Source organism: Paenibacillus sp. FSL P2-0089 (assembly GCF_038595095.1).
Taxonomy (GTDB): domain Bacteria; phylum Bacillota; class Bacilli; order Paenibacillales; family Paenibacillaceae; genus Paenibacillus_AQ; species Paenibacillus_AQ silagei.
Map to the genome: position 1 here is coordinate 704,901 of NZ_CP152006.1, position 19,735 is coordinate 724,635.

The 19,735-nt window shown below is 55.0% G+C and carries 15 protein-coding genes; 8 read left to right on the top strand and 7 right to left on the bottom strand.

Annotation, left to right across the window (positions count from 1 at the left end; all coding sequences use genetic code 11):
* Positions 1–85: 85 nt before the first annotated feature.
* Positions 86–1,360: an SGNH/GDSL hydrolase family protein gene (locus NST69_RS02860; RefSeq protein WP_342548429.1), complete on the top strand. Its 1,275-nt coding sequence runs from the start codon at positions 86–88 to the stop codon at positions 1,358–1,360.
* A 435-nt stretch (positions 1,361–1,795) separates the two neighbouring features.
* Positions 1,796–2,005, top strand: coding sequence for a hypothetical protein (locus tag NST69_RS02865; protein ID WP_342548430.1), 210 nt, complete (start codon positions 1,796–1,798; stop codon positions 2,003–2,005).
* On the opposite strand, the gene NST69_RS02870 is transcribed toward NST69_RS02865, so the two are convergent.
* Together NST69_RS02870 and NST69_RS02875 are read right to left on the bottom strand one after the other, a co-directional pair.
* Positions 2,002–3,879 carry a helix-turn-helix domain-containing protein gene (locus NST69_RS02870; RefSeq protein WP_342548431.1) on the bottom strand — a complete coding sequence of 626 codons (1,878 nt, stop codon included), beginning with the start codon at positions 3,877–3,879 and terminating at the stop codon, positions 2,002–2,004. The genes NST69_RS02865 and NST69_RS02870 overlap by 4 nt on opposite strands.
* On the bottom strand, positions 3,876–5,714 hold the full coding sequence (locus tag NST69_RS02875) for a histidine kinase (protein ID WP_342548432.1): 1,839 nt from the start codon (positions 5,712–5,714) through the stop codon (positions 3,876–3,878). Before NST69_RS02875 ends, NST69_RS02870 begins: the two co-directional genes overlap by 4 nt.
* Positions 5,715–5,847: 133 nt before the next feature.
* On the opposite strand from NST69_RS02875, the gene NST69_RS02880 reads away from it, so the two are divergent.
* The 4 genes from NST69_RS02880 (at position 5,848) to NST69_RS02895 (ending at position 11,126) form a co-directional block, all read left to right on the top strand.
* Positions 5,848–6,729 (top strand): sugar ABC transporter permease, encoded by an 882-nt coding sequence (locus NST69_RS02880; protein ID WP_340944014.1) that lies wholly within the window; start codon positions 5,848–5,850, stop codon positions 6,727–6,729.
* Positions 6,729–7,562 carry a carbohydrate ABC transporter permease gene (locus NST69_RS02885; protein WP_340944013.1) on the top strand — a complete coding sequence of 278 codons (834 nt, stop codon included), beginning with the start codon at positions 6,729–6,731 and terminating at the stop codon, positions 7,560–7,562. The genes NST69_RS02880 and NST69_RS02885 overlap by 1 nt, the downstream gene beginning before the upstream one ends.
* Positions 7,563–7,621: 59 nt before the next feature.
* Entirely contained in the window at positions 7,622–8,926 is a 1,305-nt protein-coding gene (locus NST69_RS02890) for an extracellular solute-binding protein (protein WP_342548433.1), read from the top strand.
* A 103-nt stretch (positions 8,927–9,029) separates the two neighbouring features.
* The gene (locus NST69_RS02895) at positions 9,030–11,126 is read left to right on the top strand and encodes a beta-galactosidase (protein WP_342548434.1); all 2,097 of its coding nucleotides are present in this window, start codon (positions 9,030–9,032) and stop codon (positions 11,124–11,126) included.
* On the opposite strand, the gene NST69_RS02900 is transcribed toward NST69_RS02895, so the two are convergent.
* Positions 11,116–11,346 carry a hypothetical protein gene (locus NST69_RS02900; RefSeq protein WP_076078884.1) on the bottom strand — a complete coding sequence of 77 codons (231 nt, stop codon included), beginning with the start codon at positions 11,344–11,346 and terminating at the stop codon, positions 11,116–11,118. The two genes, NST69_RS02895 and NST69_RS02900, sit on opposite strands and share 11 nt — an antisense overlap.
* 153 nt (positions 11,347–11,499) lie before the next feature.
* On the opposite strand from NST69_RS02900, the gene NST69_RS02905 reads away from it, so the two are divergent.
* A complete protein-coding gene (locus NST69_RS02905; RefSeq protein WP_340944759.1) occupies positions 11,500–12,408 on the top strand; it encodes a LysR family transcriptional regulator in 909 nt (302 codons plus the stop codon).
* A 183-nt stretch (positions 12,409–12,591) separates the two neighbouring features.
* Here NST69_RS02905 and NST69_RS02910 read toward each other — a convergent pair whose 3' ends face one another.
* Positions 12,592–13,428 carry an AraC family transcriptional regulator gene (locus NST69_RS02910; protein WP_340944006.1) on the bottom strand — a complete coding sequence of 279 codons (837 nt, stop codon included), beginning with the start codon at positions 13,426–13,428 and terminating at the stop codon, positions 12,592–12,594.
* A 119-nt stretch (positions 13,429–13,547) separates the two neighbouring features.
* On the opposite strand from NST69_RS02910, the gene NST69_RS02915 reads away from it, so the two are divergent.
* Entirely contained in the window at positions 13,548–15,578 is a 2,031-nt protein-coding gene (locus NST69_RS02915) for a beta-galactosidase (protein ID WP_341141779.1), read from the top strand.
* Positions 15,579–15,666: 88 nt separating this feature from the next.
* Here the strand turns inward: NST69_RS02915 and NST69_RS02920 are convergent, their stop codons facing one another.
* From NST69_RS02920 to NST69_RS02930, 3 genes are read right to left on the bottom strand one after another with little or no spacing between them, the layout of a single operon-like run.
* Positions 15,667–16,857 carry a Ger(x)C family spore germination protein gene (locus NST69_RS02920; RefSeq protein WP_341141778.1) on the bottom strand — a complete coding sequence of 397 codons (1,191 nt, stop codon included), beginning with the start codon at positions 16,855–16,857 and terminating at the stop codon, positions 15,667–15,669.
* Positions 16,850–17,953, bottom strand: a complete 1,104-nt coding sequence (locus NST69_RS02925) for a GerAB/ArcD/ProY family transporter (RefSeq protein WP_341141777.1) — start codon at positions 17,951–17,953, stop codon at positions 16,850–16,852. Before NST69_RS02925 ends, NST69_RS02920 begins: the two co-directional genes overlap by 8 nt.
* A 28-nt stretch (positions 17,954–17,981) precedes the next feature.
* Positions 17,982–19,640, bottom strand: a complete 1,659-nt coding sequence (locus NST69_RS02930; protein ID WP_340995482.1) for a spore germination protein — start codon at positions 19,638–19,640, stop codon at positions 17,982–17,984.
* Positions 19,641–19,735 lie beyond the last annotated feature (95 nt).

Below are 19,735 nucleotides of genomic sequence, written 5' to 3' on the forward strand. Positions count from 1 at the left end.
TAAGTTACTCGTATAGCGTCAGCCGTACCAGCCGCCGCAGCCCATCAGCCAGAGAAACAGCACCAGAATAAAGGAGTCGATGACTATGAACAATATTGAGAATAGCGTGACAGTGAACGCTGGAGAGGAAGATTGGGGGAAGGTGAGTAGTGGGGAAGAGAGTGTCGGGAAGGCTGGCTGCTCTAAGAAAAACAAGGAGAACAGTTCAAGCGGAGTACTGAGCCAGCCGGAGTTCACCTCGGCCACCGCGCTGTCTACAGCCGCCAACTATATTATGAACGCGCCGGAGCCGTTCACCCATACGTACCGCACCTATATCCGGCTGCGGGAGAACGGGAGCCTGACGCTGAAGTTCTGGCACATCAATGCTGTGGATTCGACCTGGGACCTGGGCGCGGATGCCATAGCCAGTGAACCGGGCGGCGAGTGGAGCATCGAGGCGGCATATCTCGCCGATGGCGGGGCGGCGCCGGACGGCAGCATTGTGCCGGGCTCGCAGGTGCCGGTTACCTTTGGCGGCGAATTGTCGCGGCGAGTGGAGCCGGGTGAGCAGTTCTGGAGTGACGAAGCGCTTCTGGAGCTGCCGGAGGGCCATATGCTGGCCTTCACCTGGACCTTGAAGACGGCTGGCGCAGGCAAGTCATTCCCCTTCAATGTGGAGGGAATGCTGGTCTCCGGCTACGATGCGCCGGGCACTTTGGCAGCTCAGGAGTCTGCGGCTGATTTCAGCGAATCGGACAAGCTGCAGGTTCTCCCAAGCTTCCTGGGCTACAAGAAGGATGTAACGAAGAAGCTGGTTTTTCTGGGTGACTCGATCACGCAAGGGGTGCGGACCGCTAAGGATCAATACACACACTGGGCGGCAAGAATTGCAGAGGGGCTGGATACAGAGTATGGAGTGTGGAATATCGGATCCGGCTGGGGCCGGGCCTACGATGTAGCCACGGACGGTCCCTGGTTGCATAAGGCACAGCAAGGTGATGAGGTGCTGATCGTGCTCGGCGTGAATGATCTGGATATCGGCCAGCGCACGGCAGAGGAATTGCTGGGGGACGTGGCGTACATCATCTCCCGGATCAAGGAAGCACAACCGGAGGCAGCGGTAATTCTCAGCACCGTGCCACCTTTCAATTTCGATAGCGAGCGTGAGACCCATTGGCGTAAAGTGAATGAATGTATCCGCATGAGTCCTCCGGCCGGAGTGGACCGCGTATTCGACATGGCCGCCGTCCTCTCAGTTCCGGCTCCTGCAGATCACCGGATCAAGCCGGAGTATATGAGCGACGAGTTCGACCCGCATCCGAACGGTGCGGCGGGCAAGGCAGTGGCGGCGGCTTTTCTGGCGTGGTACAGAGGTTAACGAAATTTAACAGCAAACGGACGCCAGCAGTTAGTAGAGCATCAGAATTAAACAAGTGAGTTCATTCCATAAATGAGGTAAGAGATGAAGCTGCGTTCGTAGCGAAAAAACAGGGATAAGTGTATTCTGTGCAACTAAAAACAGTGAAACGGATGGACTTCCTCTTCTAATTGTATTTTGTGCAACTAGATTTGCCCGGATGGACGAAAATCCAGGTATAGGGGCATTTTAATTGCACGAACTACATCTAAACGGAGATTTGGCGGCACATCGGACGATTTAGTTGTACGAATTACAATTAAGCCTCCCCCTTGCCCCCTAATTGGGGTGAAGTAACTACTCAGCAAGCCATTAGTTAAAGTAATTTTCACACGTTTAGAGCTGATGAGCTATTAGTAGAGCATCAGCTCTTCATCTGTGGATGGGTGAAGAGCCATGAAGGACTTAAAGGGTGAAGTAACCGGAGCAAATGTAGGCGAAAAACCGAACACAATGCACCGCCGCGAGGGAACACGGCCGAATGTAGGCGAAAAACCGAACACAATGCACCGTCGCGAGGGAACACGGCCGAATGTAGGCGAAAAACCGAACACAATGCACCGCCGCGAGGGAACACAGCCGAATGTAGGCGAAGGCAGAGCTTAATGCTCCGCCTGATCCCGGTAGTCTTTCGGCGAATGGCCGGTGTGCTTCTTGAAGACCTTGCTGAAGTATTTGACGTCGTGGAAGCCGACCATTTCCGAGATCTGGGCCAGCTTGAGGCCCGGATTCTGCATCAGCAGCTTGGCCTTCTCGATGCGGACGCTGACAATGTAGTCGGAGAAGTTGATGCCGTATTCCTGCTTGAACCGGCGTGAGACATACTCGCGGCTGACCTGGAATTTGCCCGCCATCTCCTGAAGGGAGAGGTCGGAGGGGTAATTCTGCTCAATGTATTTTACGATCTCCGTCATCGGGTTCCGCTCTTTCTGCTGTCTGTCCGTGAGCGCCCGGGATAACTGCTGCATGAAGGCAAGGGACCAATCGCGCCAGGCGAACAGGGAGAAGGAATAGCCGCTGGGCTGCGGAGAGGGGTTCTGCTGGTCCCCTTGCTCAAGCTCAGCCAGCACGTTAGCCGCCTGGCTGCCAAGCGCCTCCCGGACCAGCCGGGAGCGAAGCAGCAGCGCATCGGCCCTCCAGTCGTTCAGCATCTGCGGGGTAACCACCCCCCGGCGGCTCAACTCCTGGGTCCAGTGCTGCGCTGCTGCGGTCAGGGCCTCGGGCGTCCCGCTGATGACTGCCATCCGCCAGTCCTCCTGGACATCGGCGAAGCTCAGCGGGACTGCGGTCTCCCGTTTATCGCGCGGCTTCCCGCCGGGTATCGTCCCCGGCTCCCTGCCCGTCACTGCGCCAGCACCATTGCCAGTCACCCACCCCGGCCCCGCACCCGCACCTGACTTCCGGCCAGTCACCTCGCCCGTTCCCGAGCCAGTCACTCCGCCTGTCGCCGCACCCGCACCTGACTTCCGGCTCGTCACCTCGCCCGTTCCCGAGCCAGTCAATCCGCCTGCCACCGAGCCCACTCCCATGCTTGTCCCCGCGCCCGGCAGCGCCTCCGCACCCGCAAAATGACAGTAATCCTCATGCCTGAGCAGATTCCGCCGCAGCAGGGCTTCGGCGGCTTCGGCGCGTCCCGCCGGCAGATGCGCGGGGAAAGCGCCCGGCGTGCTGATTCCGAAATGCATGCGGAATTGCAGCGTCAGGAAGATGCCCTGATTCATCCGGCTAATCAGCGAAGTGACGGATTCATGCGGCTCCCAGAGCAGGATGGCAATCTCCGGCGGCCCGCCCCAATAGCGGAACGCGATACCCGTGCCCTGCTGCTGCAAAAATTCGTTGCAGATGTTCACGATGGCATAGTAGAGTAGCTCGCTGTCACCGCCGAAGCGCCGCAGCAGCGGATTGTTGCCGCTGTCCGTCTGCACAAGGAGCAGACGCGAAATCTTAATGTCCGGCGGAATGATGCCGTCATGGATCAGGCGGCGCAGCGAGGCCTCGGCATTCACCTTGTCGTCGATCAATGCGGACAGCAGCTTCTCCCCGAAGATCGGCTTGATCTCATTCAGCCGGAGGCTCTGGTGCTGGCGGTGGCTGCGTTCCGCCTCCTCAGCCCGCCAGGCGGATACTGCTTTGGAGACCGCGCTGTTAATCATATCCGGGTCAATCGGCTTCAGGATATAATCGATGCCGCCATGGCGGACGGTCTGGCGGACGAAGTCGAAATCATTATGCCCGCTGACCACAATGAACTTGGTGCTGCCTGCGAATTCATCCACCCAGGTCATCAGCTCCAGGCCGCTCCCGGACTCCATCATCATATCCATAATGACCAGCGCTGGCTTCTCCTGGCGGATTAGAGCGATGGCCTCATTGCCGTTACCCGCCTCCAGAATCTCCTCAATCTGATGGGCCTCCCAGTCCACCAGCAGGCGGACGGCCTTCCGGACTCTTGCTTCGTCATCTACAATCAGTGCCTTCATATCCGTTCACTCTCCACTACAATATCGATTTCAAGGCGGATGCTTACCCCGCCTGTCTTCAGATTATCCACGGTCATCAGGGCATTATCCCCGCAGACCAGCCGCAGCCTGGCCAGCACATTGCCGAGGCCGATGCCCGCGCCCGGAGCATCGCGTCTACTAGGGCTGTCCTGTCCAGCGTTCTGCAGCAGCTCCCGTTCTTCAACGGTGCTGGACTGCTCCAGCTCCTTGCGCAGCGCCTCCAGCCGTCCTGCCGGAATCGGGAGGCCGTTGTTGGCGATGCTGATCTCCATCCGCTCCGGGGTTAGCCCGGCCACGTTAATCTCCATGTATCCGTCCTGACGGTCAAGCTGGAAGCCGTGCTTGAAGTAATTCTCCACAATCGGCTGGAGGATCATTTTGGGCATCAGCGCCTGAAGCAGCGGCTCCTCCACCTCACAGCGGAAGCTGAACTTGTTCTCAAAACGCTCCTTCTGCAGCTGGATATACGCTTTGACATGATCCAGCTCATTCTGGACCGTCACCACCTTCTCATCATTGTACATGCTGTAGCGCATCATTTTGGCCAGAGCCGACAGCAAGCCGTAGATCTGCGGCACCTTCAGCTCCAGGGCCAGCGTACCGATAATCTGGAGAGTGTTGTTCAGAAAATGCGGATTAATCTGGGACTGGAGCGCCCTCAGCTCATTGGTCCGGCTCGCCAGCTCCAGTCTGTACTCCCGCAGAATGAGATTGTTGATCGTATCCATCATACTGCGGAAATGCTCGGTGACTACCCCGATCTCATCGTTACCTGCCGGGCGGATCTCAATGTTGAGATTCCCGGTCTGGACCTGATTCATATACCGGGTCAGCTGCTTGATCGGCGCGGTAATCCGGAAGGAGACAAGGATCGTCAGAACAATGATCGTTACCAGCAGCAGCGCCAGCAGCAGCAGGTTGATCGCGGCGGCCTCCTTGGCTTCGCGGAACAGATAGGAGACAGGAATCTGCTTGACGAGCGTCCAGCCGAGGCCGATGCTGTCGATCTTTTGATAGATGAATACAGAGCTGTCCTGTTCAAAATAACCCTGTAACTGCGTACTGTCCGCAATCTGAGTGTTATACCAATCAGCATTCAGCGGTTTGCCGAGCAGCCCGGAATCATGGCTGTAGACGAGCCTGCCGCTGCTGTCCACCAGATAGAGCTTCTCCTGATCCTGCTCGTACAGCTGGTCCACAATCTCACTGAGGGCAGCCAGCTTCACATCAATCGACAGATAACCTAGCGCCTGCGAGGTAGGGACACGCTCAATTCTGCGGTGCAGCGTAAAGACCGGCTCCGGTATAAACTGCGTTAAGGGCAGCCTTAGCCCGTAAGCGTTGCTCAGATGTGTACTCTGCACGCTTACCGGTGAGCTTCCGCTCAGACTGGACTGGTGGTAGGGTGCATTAGCCAGCCAGCGCTTGGGTGTTGTATTGTCGGTAATCAGCGTAGCCTTCGAGTCTTTCACACTGTATAAGTACACCTGTGAGAGGTGGGGCAGCGAGGTGGAGATATAGCTGAGCGAGTTATAGATGGCAATATCGGAGGACAGATCGTCGTACCCGGCTTCCAGCAGCCGGTAGAAATCGCCGTCAGAATACACGTTCAGCGACAGACGGTTGAGCTCCTGCAGCAGACTGTTAATGTTTTTGTAGCCTTGATAGAGCAGATTCTTGTTCTCCTCGACCGCCCGGTCCCGCAGTGACTTGGTGGTGTGGGAATAGCTGACATACATTGTAGCCATAATGCAGATTAAGGTGGGCACAAGCAGGAAGACGATCAGCTTCGTGCGGATACTGGTCCATTTCATGGGGCGGGTCACATCCAGGTCAATATTTTACACCCTAAAGATCACTTGCGTAGGTGTAAGAGGCTCTGCAAAAAACAGATAATATCTTTAGATCATAAACAAGTGAGTGAGTAAAAGAAAGGGGGGCCATAACATGCGCGGCAATAAATTGTCCCAGTTTGGTCAGCAGGTATTTTTCGTTGGCCCGGCATTATTGTTTTTTACCTTGATCATGATTATTCCGTTTCTGATGGGGATGTACTACTCCTTCACGGACTGGAACGGCGTATCCGGTAATGTGAGCTGGGTCGGCTTTGAGAATTTTAAAAGTATTTTTACGAATGATCACGACTTCTGGTCATCCTTCTGGTTTACCGTGAGATTCACCGTGCTGGGTGTGATCTTGACTAACATAGTAGGCTTCTTCCTGGCCTATCTGTTGACCAAACCCCTGAAGACACGCAATATGCTCCGGACCATTTTTTTCATGCCGAATGTGATCGGGGGCCTGCTGCTCGGGTTCATCTGGCAGTTCATCTTCATCAAAGGCTTCGCCACGATGGGCGATCTTACGGGCCTGTCCTTCTTCAACCTTCCCTGGCTCGGGGATGCGACCACCGGCTTCTGGGCGATTGTCATGGTCTTCATCTGGCAGTCCTCCGGCTATCTGATGGTCATCTACATCGCTTCGCTCAGCAACGTCTCCAAAGAGGTGCTCGAAGCTGCCGAGATTGACGGTGCCTCCCGGATGCAGGTGCTGCGCAACATTATCGTTCCGCTGATTATGCCTGCGGTTACGATCGGGCTGTTCCTGGCAATCTCCTGGTCCTTCAAGATGTTCGACCTGAACCTCTCGCTGACCAAAGGCGGACCGTTCAAATCGACGGAATCTGTAGCGATGAACATCTATAACGAAGCCTTCCTGAACAACCGTTATGGTCTGGGTACGGCGAAGGCGCTGTTATTCTTCCTCATTGTAGCGCTGATCACGATCATTCAGGTTCGTATAACGAAGAGTAAGGAGGTAGAAGCTTAATGAATGCCAAGACCAAAAGCAGATGGAATATAGGCATTGAAGTGATTATGATCCTTCTGGCGCTTCTGTTCCTCTCTCCGTTCTACTTCCTGCTGGCGAACTCGGTGAAATCCTTCGGCGAGATTCTGAGCGACGCAGCCAGCTGGCCGCAGGCCTTCATGTGGGAGAACTATGCGAATGCGTGGAAGCTGGCCCGGTTCTCCGAAGCCTTCCGCAACTCGCTGATCATTACGATCATCAGTGTAGCGCTGATCTCGTTGTTCAGTGCGATGGCGGCCTACCGCATGGTGCGTGCCAATAACCGGTTCAACCAGATTCTGCTGCTGCTGATGGTGGCGGCGATGGTGGTTCCGTTCCAGACGATTATGATTCCGATCCTGAAGGTTGTGAATGTCCTGGGCGTGAACAACTCCTTCACCGGTCTCATTATCTCCCATCTGGGCCTCAGCATTCCGATGGCGATCTTCCTGTTCCACGGCTTCATCAAGTCCGTGCCGCTGGAGATTGAAGAGGCGGCCACGGTGGATGGCTGTAACCCGGTCTCGGCATTCTTCCGGATTGTATTGCCTCTCTTGAAGCCGATGCTGATGACCATTATCGTGCTCAATGCCCTGGGGATCTGGAATGACTATCTGTTGCCGTCTCTGATTCTTCAAGCACCCGGACTGCGGACGATTCCGCTGGCGACCTTCTCCTTCTTCGGCCAGTATACGAAGCAGTGGGATATGGCGCTTCCGGCACTGACCATCGGGATTGCCCCGATCGTCATCTTCTATCTGTTCATGCAGCGTTACATTGTTGAGGGAATAGCGGCTGGCTCGGTGAAGGGTTAATTCACCGGGCTCCCGTTCCACATAAGAAGCAGTTAAATTATTCAAGGGGGAAATATCTAATGAAGAAGAAACATTCTGCACTGATGATGTCATCCGTAATGCTAATGTCAGTAGTGCTCGCGGCTTGTGGCGGCAATGCCGATAAGTCTGCCTCAAATAATGCTTCTAATGGAAGCGCTGGCAACAGCGGCGCTGTGAAGACGGTTAAGATTTTCCAGTTCAAGACCGAGATCGTGGAAGGCCTGAATGAGCTGAAGGTGGAATTCGAGAAAGAGCATCCTAACATCAAGCTGGATATCCAGACGGTGGGCGGCGGCGCAGACTATGGTGCAGCGCTGAAGACCAAATTCGCTTCCGGCGATGCTCCTGATATTTTCAGTAACGGCGGGTATGCTGAAATGGCACTGTGGCAAGACAAACTCGAAGACCTGTCCGACCAGCCTTGGGTGAAGGATCTGATTCCACTTGCAGCAGAACCTATGACCAAGGACGGCAAAACCTACGGGATGCCAATGAACCTTGAAGGAATCGGTTATGTATACAACAAGGACCTGTTCGCCAAGGCCGGGATTACAGAGACGCCAAAAACCATTTCCCAGCTTGAAGAAGCAGCTAAAAAGCTGCAGGCGATTGGCGTAACTCCGTTCGGCAACGCTTATCAGGAATGGTGGCTGCTGGGGATTCAGGGAATTAGCGTAGCTTTTGCACAGCAGGATAATGTCGATGAATTCATCAAGGGCCTGAACGACGGAACCGCATCCATCGTAGAGAATGAGAAGTTCAAGGATTGGAGCAATCTGCTGAACCTGACGGTAAAATACGGCCAGAAGAATCCGCTTACCACGGATGCTAACACTCACCTGGCGCTGTTCGCCAAGGGCGAAACGGCTATGATGCAGGAAGGCAACTGGGCACAGACGCTGGTAGATAACATTACGCCGGACATGAACATCGGGATGTTCCCGATGCCAATCAACGATGATGCGGCGATGAACGATAAGCTGTCGGTGGGTGTTCCGGCGAACCTGGTGGTGAACAAGGAATCCGGCTCCAAGGAAGAAGCGAAGACGTTCCTGAACTGGCTGGTCACTTCGGATATGGGGAAAGAGTATATCGTGAAGAAATGGAAGTTCATTCCTGCACTGTCCACCATTCCGGCAACCCCTGAGGATATCGGTCTGCTGGGTGCGGATGTCTGGAATTATGTAAAAGAAGGCAAGGTCTACGGGCTGCAGGCATCCAAATTCCCTGATGGCGTTACACAGGAATTCGCCAGCTCCATTCAGGAATTGATTGCCGGCAAAGTGGATGAAGCCGGCTGGGAGAAGGGCATGCAGGCTGCCTGGGATAAGCTGAAGAAATAATCTGAAAGGGAACAGATTGGATAGAGTGGCTTGGCCGGGACGTTCATGCCCATCTCAGTGAATGAGGTGAGGCGGGGCGTCCTTTATGGTTTTCGGCTAACTGGTGATTGAGGTATACTCGAATCAAAGTCTTGTACATTACGATAAGAGGGAGCTGGGCACAATTCGGGAGCGGAATGATTACAGCAACGTGCAAATCGGTGTCGACTATTATCCTGAGCATTGGGACGAGTCCATGTGGGAGAAGGATATCAAATTAATGAAGGAAACCGGGGTCAAGGTTGTCCGGGTAGCGGAATTTGCCTGGAGCCGGCTGGAACCATCGGACGGCAGCTTTGACTTCGCCTGGTTGGACCGGGCGCTGGATTTGTTCCATGCGTACGGGATTCAGATTGTGATCGGGACGCCTACAGCAACACCGCCGCGCTGGCTGACCTCCGCTTACCCGGATGTGTTGCCTGTACTCGCGGACGGCGGCGTCTTCCATCCGGGCGTGCGCGGCCACCGCTGTTATAACAGCGCTTCCCTGCGGAAACATGGCGGCCGGATTATTGAGGCGCTTGCCCGCCAGTACAGCAGCCACCCTGCAGTTATCGGCTGGCAGACGGATAACGAATTCAGTATGCTGGATTGCCGCTGTGACAGCTGCAACCTGGCGTTCCGGGACTGGGTTCAGCAGAAGTACGGGACGCTGGAACAGCTTAATTCGGAGTGGGGAACCGTGGTCTGGAGCGGAAGCTACAGCAGCTGGAGTGAACTGACAGTTCCTTATGGCGCTTCACCTTTTCAGAACCCTTCGCTGCTGCTGGACTTCCAGCGGTTCCAATGGGATTCAGTGATTGCGTTCCAGAAGTCGCAGATTGATGTGCTGCGGGCGATCTGCCCACATCATTTTATCACCCATAACTTTCACAGTTATCCGCAGCGGCTGGACATGCACGGGCTGGCAGAGGAGCTGGATGTGGCGGCCTTCGATTACTATCCGAATCCTTCGCCTAAGAAACAGGCCACTGCACCATACAGCGGTGCCTTATCCCTGGATCTGACCCGCGGGATTAAACGCCGGGGCTTCTGGATCATGGAGCAGCTTAGCGGCCCTCCGGGCTGCTGGTTCCCGATGTGGCGCACTCCGTATCCCGGCCTGATCCGTGCATATGCCTGGCAGGCGATTGCCAGAGGTGCGGATACCGTGGTGCATTTCCGCTGGAGAAGCGCAGCCGCCGGAGCAGAGCAGTTCTGGCACGGCCTCATCGACCACAGCAATGTGCCCGGGCGGAGATTTGCCGAATTCGGGCAGCTGTGCAGTGAGGTGAATGCTCTGGCTCCGCTGCTGGAAGGGACACTGGTCATGAGTCAGACAGCTATCCTGTATTCGCACGAGCAGTTGGCTGCGCTGCGGATTCAGCCCCAGGCGGAGGGGTTGGACTATTATGATAACATCAAGCAATATCACCGGGCGTTAACCAAGCGTGGCATCAGTTGTGATGTGGTGGACTGGCGTCAGCCGCTGGAGGGCTACAAGCTGGTTATCGTCCCGAGCCTGTACCTGCATGATGAAGAGGCGGCACAGGCGCTGGAATCCTTTGCGGAAGGCGGCGGCACAGTCATTCTGATGAGCCGAAGCGGCGTGAAGAACATGAATAATATCTGTGTAATGCAGCCTCTTCCCGGGCTGTTCTCACGTGCGGCCGGCATAACGGTGGAGGAGTATGATCCGGTTGGAGACGAGATTCATACGCTCCGTGATGCTGAAGGGAATCTGTATGCATGCAGCCATTGGTGCGACATTCTTTGTCTGGAGGGAGCAGAGCCGATCGCCTGGTATGAAGATGATTACTATGCCGGAGTTCCTGCGGCTACACTGAACCGCTTCGGGGCGGGCAAGGTATATTATATCGGAACCGATCCCGGGGAGGATTATTGGCTGAAGCTTTTGGGTGATATCGCGCTGGACGCAGGGCTTGAGCAGTTCGCGGAATTACCGGAGGGCGTTCAGGCCTTCAAGCGTACAGGAGAGAACCGGGAGCTGCTGTTCCTGCTGAACCTCAGCCGGACGGCTCAGAGCATCCGGCTGGAGAAGCACTACCGCAGCGCGCTAACCGGCAATCTGGAGACTGGAACCGTCATGCTTCCGCCTTTTGCTGTTCAGATTCTGCAAGCTGTAAGCTCTGGCCTGCAGGAAGCTGGAGTCAGGCAGTAGGGTGACGTCTCTTCTCCTGCATGCGGGAGGCCAGGGAGACCACAGGAGCTTTCGGCTGTGGCTTCCGTCTCTCGGCCTGCTGCTTCTGCGCCGCCATAAGCTCCTCTTGGCGGAACCGGCTTAGGAGGTCATGGACAGTTCTGATTTCACTTGTACCGATAGCTATTTCTATGCCATCCGGATTACCGGGCAACTGGAACTTCCACTTTTTGTTTTCCACTTCTCTCACTCCTAGCCATTTTTTAGTCGGGGTCTCGCATTCCTGTTATATTTCCATCATAAACGGTGTATCGGATCATGTATAATGAAGGGAAATGATGGAGGCCATCACTGCGGCTGATGGGTGATCCGGGGGGAGCGATGCGGCGTGGATATGGGTCTTCTCAAAGTGTTTCAAGCGGTTGCCGAAGAAGGAAGTATCTCAAAGGCAGCCCAAAGCCTGAACTATGTGCAGTCCAATGTAACCGCGAGAATTCAGCAATTGGAGCAGGAGCTGAAGACTCCGCTGTTCTACCGGCATAGCCGGGGGATCACCTTAACTTCGGCCGGACGGACGTTCATGGAATATACGGTCAAGATCCTTAATCTGCTGGAGGAAGCGAAGCTGGCGGTGCTGGATTCGCCGATTCCCACAGGCTCGATTACGGTCGGCTCGGATACGACGGCAGCAGTGCGGCTGCCTGCTATCCTGTCCGTTTACCGCGGGTGCTACCCGGATGTGGAGGTTCATCTGCAGGTCGGACGGGCGGGGGAGCTTATCGAGTCGGTTCTGCAGCATAACGTGCAAGGGGCCTTTATGGACGGACCGGTAGAGCACCCGGAGCTAGTCCAGGAGCTGCTCATTCATGAGCGGATCGGACTGGTCATTCCCGATACGATGGATTATCAGGGAGTCCGCTCTGTTCATGACAAGACTCTGCTGATGCTGAATTCAGAATGTCTGTACCGGAACAGGCTGGAGAGCTGGCTGGCGGAAGAGGGCGGACGGCTGGGCAAGGTGATGGAGTTCGGGACGATGGAGGGACTGCTTGGCTGCGTAAGGGCGGGAATAGGGTATGCGGTGCTGCCGTTATCCTATTTCACCCGGATGAATGTCACGGAGGGGATAAGGATCTATCCGTTTCCCGAGAAGTATGCGGAGGTGCCGACGGTATTCATCCGGCGGCGTGACCTGTATATGACGAGCGCGTTCCGGGAGTTCATAGAAGAGCTGAAGGCGGGGCTGCCGGAAGCGGTGAGCGGGACAGACAGAATGCAAAACGGCAGCGGTCCTGTGGAGTAACGGGCAGCAGTGAAGTCATAAGCGTAGCATGAATAAGATGCGAAGCACGCGGTATAGCTGGCTTGTGCACAAACGGATACCGTCCATTTATAAGGAGGGTATCCGTTTCTGTGTTTGTTTAGAAAATGTAGATAGCCATCTGCCAGCTGTATGCGAAAAACCGAATACAATCTTGCTTGCTACTCAGTGCAGCTTCCTGAACTGCTCCGGTGTAACTGCCGACTGCTTACGGAAGGTGGCTACGAAATGGCTGACATCGCGGAAGCCGACCAGCTGCGAGATGGCCTTGACGGTCAGCTGGGGCTTCGCAACCAGCAGCTCCTTGCTCTTGCGGATGCGCAGCCGGACGAAATAAGCATAGGGCGATAGCCCGAAGGTCTGCAGGAACAGGCTGTTCAGATATCTGCCGGACACTTCAAGCCGGGAGGCGAGATCACTGAGGCCTACCTCGGGATCACCATAATGGCTGTCCATCCATTTCAGCAGCGGCTGAAGCTTGTCTACATTGCGGGAAATTGCCGTGTTGTTATGCAGCTGTCCGTATTTGTTCAGGGTCAGCAGGAACCGGTAGGCATCGCTGGATTCCCCCAGACTGAACATGTCATTCGAAGCATCGTGGCGGTCCAGCATCTCCTTCAGCATCCAGCTCAGCGGCGCTCCGCTCTCCCAACGATAGAACAGGCTGGTGTTCATCCCGAGCGAATCCAGAATATGCCGGGCTGAGGTCCCGCCGAAGGTGAGATAATAGGTGCGCCAAGTCTCTGAGGAGAGCGCTTCATAGCGGTGCGGTGTCCCCGGCATCAGCAGAATGCCGCTGCCCTCGGTGAGGGTGAGCTTCTTGTTGTCGAAGTGGATCATCCCGCCGCCATGCGCCGTCTGCAGCCAGTGATAGGTGTGATAGCCTTGCGGCCGGGAGACTTGCTCCTGATCAGGGTTATAACCCATACTGTCGAGGGTGATGGGGAGCAGCTGGCCGCTCTCCTGGGCGAATACGATTCTGCGGACGGTATCCAGTGACATTCCGGTTCATCTCCAACTGTTCCATATTATTATATTCCAATTCATTAATATTATATTTATAGCGATAGAGGTAGCGATTAAAATAAGGATATACTTATACTATAAAGGATGTGCGTAGCGTGATCAACGAGAAATTACCTAAGATCTGGTACGGTGGAGATTATAACCCGGAGCAATGGGAGGCCCCGGTCTGGGCAGAGGACGAGCGGATGTTCAAGCTCGCGGGCATAGACGTGGCAACCATTAATGTGTTCTCCTGGGCGCTGATTCAGCCGTCTGAGGATACGTATGATTTCAGTGGTCTGGATGAGTTAATCGACCGCTTATATAAGAACGGCACCTATGTATGTCTGGCTACGGGTACCGGGGCACATCCGGCCTGGATGGCTCACCGCTATCCGGAGGTTACCCGCGTGGATGTTCAGGGCCGGAAGCGTAAATTCGGCGGCCGCCACAACTCCAACCCGAACAGCGCAGTCTACCGCAAATATGCGGCACTGCTGGCCGGTAAGCTGGCTGAGCGCTATAAGGATCACCCGGGCCTGGTGGCCTGGCATATCTCCAATGAATATGGGGGATATGATTACTCCGAGCAGTCCGAGGCTGCTTTTCGTGTCTGGTTGAAGGAACGTTACGGAACGCTGGATGCGCTCAACAAAGCCTGGAATACCCGGTTCTGGGGCCATACCTTCTATGACTGGGAGGAAATCGTTGTTCCGAATGAACTCAGTGAAGAGTGGGGCGGTAACCGGACCAACTTCCAGGGAATTTCTCTGGACTACCGCAGATTCATGTCGGATAGCCTGCTGGAATGCTACATCCTCGAATATGAAGCAATCAAGCAGCACAGCACGAACATTCCGGTTACAACCAACATGATGGGCTTCTACCCGGAGCTGGATTATTTCAAGTGGGCGAAATATCTGGATGTAATCTCCTGGGATAACTATCCGGCACTGGACACACCGGTCAGCCATACGGCGATGACGCATGATCTGATGCGCGGCCTGAAGAACGGACAGCCGTTCATGCTGATGGAGCAGACGCCAAGCCAGCAGAACTGGCAGCCGTACAATTCTCTGAAGCGCCCCGGCGTCATGCGCCTCTGGAGCTATCAGGCGGTAGCACGCGGTGCTGACACTGTGCTGTTCTTCCAGCTGCGGCGGTCCATCGGCGCTTGCGAGAAATACCACGGAGCGGTCATTGAGCATGTAGGGCATGAGCATACCCGCGTATTCCGCGAATGTGCTGAGCTGGGCCGGGAGCTGGAGAGCTTGGGCAGCGAGCTGCTGGATGCACGCAGCGCGGCGCAGATCGGGATTATCTACGACTGGGAGAACCGCTGGGCGCTTGATCTCTCCAGCGGCCCGTCTGTTGCACTGAAATATGTGGACGAGGTCCATAAGTATTATGATGCGCTCTATCAGCAGAATATTGAAGCGGATATGATCGGCGTAGAAGAAGATCTGTCGAGATACAAGATTGTCATTGCACCGGTGCTGTATATGGTGAAGCCGGGCTTCGCCGAGAAGGTAGAAGCCTTCGTCCAGGCTGGCGGCACCTTCATTACGACGTATTTCAGCGGGATCGTAAATGAGAATGATCTGGTTACGGTTGGCGGGTATCCGGGAGAGCTGCGCAAGGTGCTGGGGATCTGGTCCGAGGAGATCGATGCCCTGCTGCCGGGCATGAGCAATGAGATCGTGATGAACAAGGAGTGGGGATCACTTAACCGTTCATATAGCTGCGATCTGCTCTGTGACCTGATTCATCCCGAAGGCGCAGAGGTGCTCGCCCAATATGGCGCGGATTTCTATAAAGGTATGCCGGCCCTGACGGTGAACAGCTTCGGTGCAGGCAAAGCCTATTATGTGGCCACAAGTCCCGATGCGGCCTTCCTGCGCGGCTTCCTGGCTAACCTGTGCGCCGATAAAGGCATTGCGCCGCTGGTCAGCGCGCCGGAAGGTATTGAGTCCGTCCAGCGTGTGAAAGACGGCGTATCCTATCTGTTCCTGCTGAACCATTCAGCAGAGGAGCTTCGTGCGGATATCGGTACCCTAGAGCGGACCGATCTGATTACCGGCAGCAAGTTCAGCGGCTCCACTCCAGTTCCCGGGCGTGGTGTGCTGATTCTCTCAGACAAACAGTAAGGTGCGAAAAAGCTGTCCCGAAGGCCGTTCATTAGACACGGCTGCTGGGACAGCTTTTTTTAGAACAGACTCACTTAACGGGATTACCCTATTGAGTGAAGGAGCCGAAGTCCGTAATCTTCAGATCAATAGTGACATGAATAGGAGTCCGGCTGAACACCTCGTCCCAGCGATCCTCCAGCTTCTTCCATAAGGCGGGCTCCTGAATACTGAGCCTGGTGGAGAAGCCGCCCACATCTGCTTTGTAATCCGACTGCAGCTTGTGAAGCATACTCGTCATCATCCGCTCCAGCCGCTCCTTGAACAGCTTCTCTGCTTTTTGGGGAAGATGGGTGGCCGCAGGGTATTCCTCTACGTTCCAGGTCTCACTTAGCCTTCCTTCCGTTGTGAGCTTGACGTCGAAGGATAGCTGGCCGCCGTCTGCTTTGGCAGTGATTTTACTCTTCATGGACTTGAGTTCATAGGTAATCGGCTCATTGCTCCAGTCGTAGGTCTTGATGACGCCGCTTTGCCCCCCGTTGGTCAGCCAGCTCAGACATTCGGTTTCCTCCTGATTCAGCGCCCCCACCCAGTGTCCGGTATCCCCCTTGATGACTCCGGCTCCCGAGAATTCTACCTCACCATTCGCCGTTACCAGGTTCTGCAGCGCATAACTGCGTTTGGAGAACATATTGGCATCCATTTTCGATAAAATAACAGGATCCAGCACCTTGCTGGTTCTCTTCTGATTACGCAGCATATCTCTGATATGAAAGGCAGGAATTTCATTTTTTTGCTTCGTGACCATAGTGTCTGCTGCCCGGCCTTGGCTTATGAACACCATCGTACTGGGACGGATGTCATTATCCCGAAGCACGAAATCCATTAACTGGTTTATACTCTGCTGCTTGAGCAGCTCACTGGAGATCACAATAACCTTGAGGTGGTGGCCGATGATCGGCCGTTCACGCAGAATCGAATATTGACGGAAAATTTCCAGCACAGAATCTCCGGTTCCGGATACATTCATATAGGGTGCACTACTGCTGCTGCCGCCTTGTTTATCTGCTCCACCCACGGAGTTAGCCGGAACCATCTGCACAGTGGCGGTAATCTTATTCTTTTTATAATAAGTAGCGCCCTTGTCCTCCAGCTCCTGTTCTGTAGGCGTGAACTCTCCGATATCCAGAGCCAGGCCGGCGTATAGGGCCAAATCCTCAATCTCTTTACTACTCCAGCAGGAGGTCAGTGTGGCAAGCATCAGCAGCGAACACAGCAGGAGGAGGATTCGTCTAGACATGCTGCTTCAGCCCCTTCACCCGGATGAGCCAGACGACGGAGAGCAGGACAGGCACCAGCAGGAACAATACCAGCCCTATCTTGCCTATGGTATCCCCGAGTGCGAACAGGTCGCTTAAGGACTTCGGCAGCATCGCCGAAATGAACAGAAGCGGAACCAGCGCATATATAATCGGATGGACCTTAAGCTTGAAAATCTGGGAGAGACCCAGTGAGGACTGGAAAAAGAAGCTGCTGAAGTTGCAGAACATCTGCATCAGCCAAATGACCATGAACGGGAATTCCAAACGCTCGAAGAAAAATCCCGGCACCTCAAAGCTGCGCAATAGATCAATAGTGGGCCAGGTGCTGGTAATGGCGGAATCAATAGAGATGCCTCCGATCACTATAATAATGGTCAGGAAATAGATGGCCAGCAGGATGCTCAGGCCGCCAAGCATAGCTTTGACAGCCTTTTTGGGGTCATCCATGAACGCCACAAGCGTCATGGTGACTTCACAGCCGGTGAATACAAGCACAGTGGATTTGAGTCCTGCGAATACAGGGGACCACCCACTGCCGAGCACAGGACGCAGATTATCGATATCGAACATCCGCAGGCTGAGCACGAAGGAGATGAGCAGAATCATGATGCTGATCGGAAAAACAATGGTGTAGACACGGGCAATAGAGTTGATGCCTCCGTACACCAGGTAGGTGCTCAGCCAGAGAAAAGGAAGAATTACTGCCCAGATCGGAGTCCCCTCCAGCAGAAAAAACAGGGTAACCTCGGCCAGTGTACGGATCTCAAAGCCGGCGATAGTGATGAAGTACAGGATTAACAGCATGGACAGAATGCCGCCGACGAACCGGCCGGTCAGCAACCTTGAGTACTGAAAGACGGTTTTTCCCGGAAATTGCTGGCTGATCTTCACCATAAGAAGAACTGCCAGCATTACAATGGCCCCGCCGAGCAGGGTGGAGATCCAGCCATCCGGAGTTCCTACACTCTTGCTCACGCTGCGCGGCAGTGTGAGCACACCCGCGCCCAGCAGGGTATTGTTCAGGAAAATGGCCGTTTGTGTAGCCGTGATTTTATCATCCGTACGTATGAACATACTGCATTCCTCCTTATACCAGGCGCGGTCATGATCTTCGTTTACTCTGTTGGGGTTTCATCATTTTCGGTCTGCGCTTCATCAGAGCCATTGGAGCCCGCAGGAACAGATCCTTCCAGTCACTGAGCCGGAAAGGGGAGAGCGGGGTCAGATAAGGCACTCCGAAGCTCTTGAGCTTGGTCAGATGGCAGCAGATCAGCAGGAAGAACAGAATGGTCCCGTACATTCCCAGCACCGAGGCGAACAGCATACCGGCGAAGCGCAGCATCCGCAGGGTGATCCCGGCGCTGTACATCGGGATGGAGAAGGAGGAGATGGCGGTTACGGCCACCGTAATGACCAGGAACGGACTGACAATCCCCGCCTGAACCGCTGCATCGCCAATAATCAGACCGCCGACGATGCCCATCGCCGGACCAATCGGCTTCGGCAGCCGGATGCCGGCTTCCCGCAGAATCTCGATGGCGACCTCCAGAATCAGCACCTCAATCAGCGAGGGAAAGGGTACACCCTGCCGGGTCTTGATGATCGTAATCGCCAGCTCTGTAGGAATCAGCCCCGGATGAAAGGAGATGAATGAGATGTACAGGGCCGGAGCCATCAGGGCAAAGAAGGAAGCGCCAAAACGCAGCAGCCGCAGAAGTGTTCCCGGCAGCCAGCGATCATAATAGTCTTCCGGCGACTGCAGCAGCATGCTGAAGGTTACCGGTGCGATTAGTACAAAGGGTGTGCCGTCCAGCAGGATGGCAACCCGTCCTTCCAGCAGGGCACTGATCACTCTGTCCGGCCGTTCTGTATTCTGTAGCTGCTGGAACGGACTGAGATAATTATCCTCAATGAGCTGCTCGATATAACCGGATTCGGCCAGGAAATCCATATCGAGCTTGGCGATCCGGTTCTTGATCTCCTCCAGCAGGTCGGGATTGACGATATCCTTCATGTAGGCGATCACAATATCCCGCTCAATCGTGCTGCCTGCCCGGTAAGACTTCATCTCAAGCTGGTCGCTCAGGCCCTGGCGGCGCAGCATCGAGGTATTCTCGCTCAGCACCTCGGAGAAGCCCAGCCGGGGACCGCGGAGCAGGGCTTCAGAGACCGGCTCCGCGATGGCTCGGTTAGCGGCACCAGGCATCTCGATGAGAAGTCCGCAGGGCAGACCTTCGATCAGCAGGCCTCCGTGTCCGAAGAGGATGTATTTATTAAACGCTTCGATAGCGTTCTCTTCCTTAAGCTCGCTGAAGGGAAGCAGCTGACGGGCAAGTCCTGCGGAAGACAGCGGTCCTTCAGGCAAGTCGTACATCAGGAACTGCATAATTCGCATATTCAGCAGCCGGTCATTCTGCATGCCGTCGATATGGATAAGCACGGCCCGTGCACCTGTATTCGCTAATGTGAATTCCCTGAAATGCAGATCGCTGTTGTCTCCAATGGCGGCTTGCACAGCGAGCAGATCCGTGCTGTAGCTGCCGCTGAAGGGAGCTGTACCCGCCATGCTGGAGGGGGCAGGTGCAGGCGGCTGGGTCTGGTGAACGGTTCTGGAGCCGTACCCTATCTGGCCCCGTCCGCTGCCTACCAGCCTATAGAGCGATCTATACAGTAACGTGAGAAGCAGTGGAACGAGCATAGCAACGCCCGCCTGACCAAAGACTGCCCAGCCGGGTATATACGATACAATGGAAGCGAACAGTGTGATCATCCCCAGCCGCAGAAATTTAAATGTCAGGACAGAAGCAGACGTTTTTCTTCTCATCAAGTTTTCCAAAGTTTATCTGAATTTACTCC

Excerpts from the sequence above, each read along its gene's own strand:
- NST69_RS02905 (WP_340944759.1), top strand. The coding sequence starts at position 11,500 with ATGGGTCTTCTCAAAGTGTTTCAAGCGGTTGCCGAAGAAGGAAGTATC.
- NST69_RS02865 (WP_342548430.1), top strand. The coding sequence starts at position 1,796 with ATGAAGGACTTAAAGGGTGAAGTAACCGGAGCAAATGTAGGCGAAAAA.
- NST69_RS02920 (WP_341141778.1), bottom strand. The coding sequence starts at position 16,857 with ATGTCTAGACGAATCCTCCTCCTGCTGTGTTCGCTGCTGATGCTTGCC.
- NST69_RS02870 (WP_342548431.1), bottom strand. The coding sequence starts at position 3,879 with ATGAAGGCACTGATTGTAGATGACGAAGCAAGAGTCCGGAAGGCCGTC.
- NST69_RS02860 (WP_342548429.1), top strand. The coding sequence starts at position 86 with ATGAACAATATTGAGAATAGCGTGACAGTGAACGCTGGAGAGGAAGAT.
- NST69_RS02875 (WP_342548432.1), bottom strand. The coding sequence starts at position 5,714 with ATGAAATGGACCAGTATCCGCACGAAGCTGATCGTCTTCCTGCTTGTG.
- NST69_RS02910 (WP_340944006.1), bottom strand. The coding sequence starts at position 13,428 with ATGTCACTGGATACCGTCCGCAGAATCGTATTCGCCCAGGAGAGCGGC.
- NST69_RS02880 (WP_340944014.1), top strand. The coding sequence starts at position 5,848 with ATGCGCGGCAATAAATTGTCCCAGTTTGGTCAGCAGGTATTTTTCGTT.
- NST69_RS02885 (WP_340944013.1), top strand. The coding sequence starts at position 6,729 with ATGAATGCCAAGACCAAAAGCAGATGGAATATAGGCATTGAAGTGATT.
- NST69_RS02925 (WP_341141777.1), bottom strand. The coding sequence starts at position 17,953 with ATGTTCATACGTACGGATGATAAAATCACGGCTACACAAACGGCCATT.
- NST69_RS02890 (WP_342548433.1), top strand. The coding sequence starts at position 7,622 with ATGAAGAAGAAACATTCTGCACTGATGATGTCATCCGTAATGCTAATG.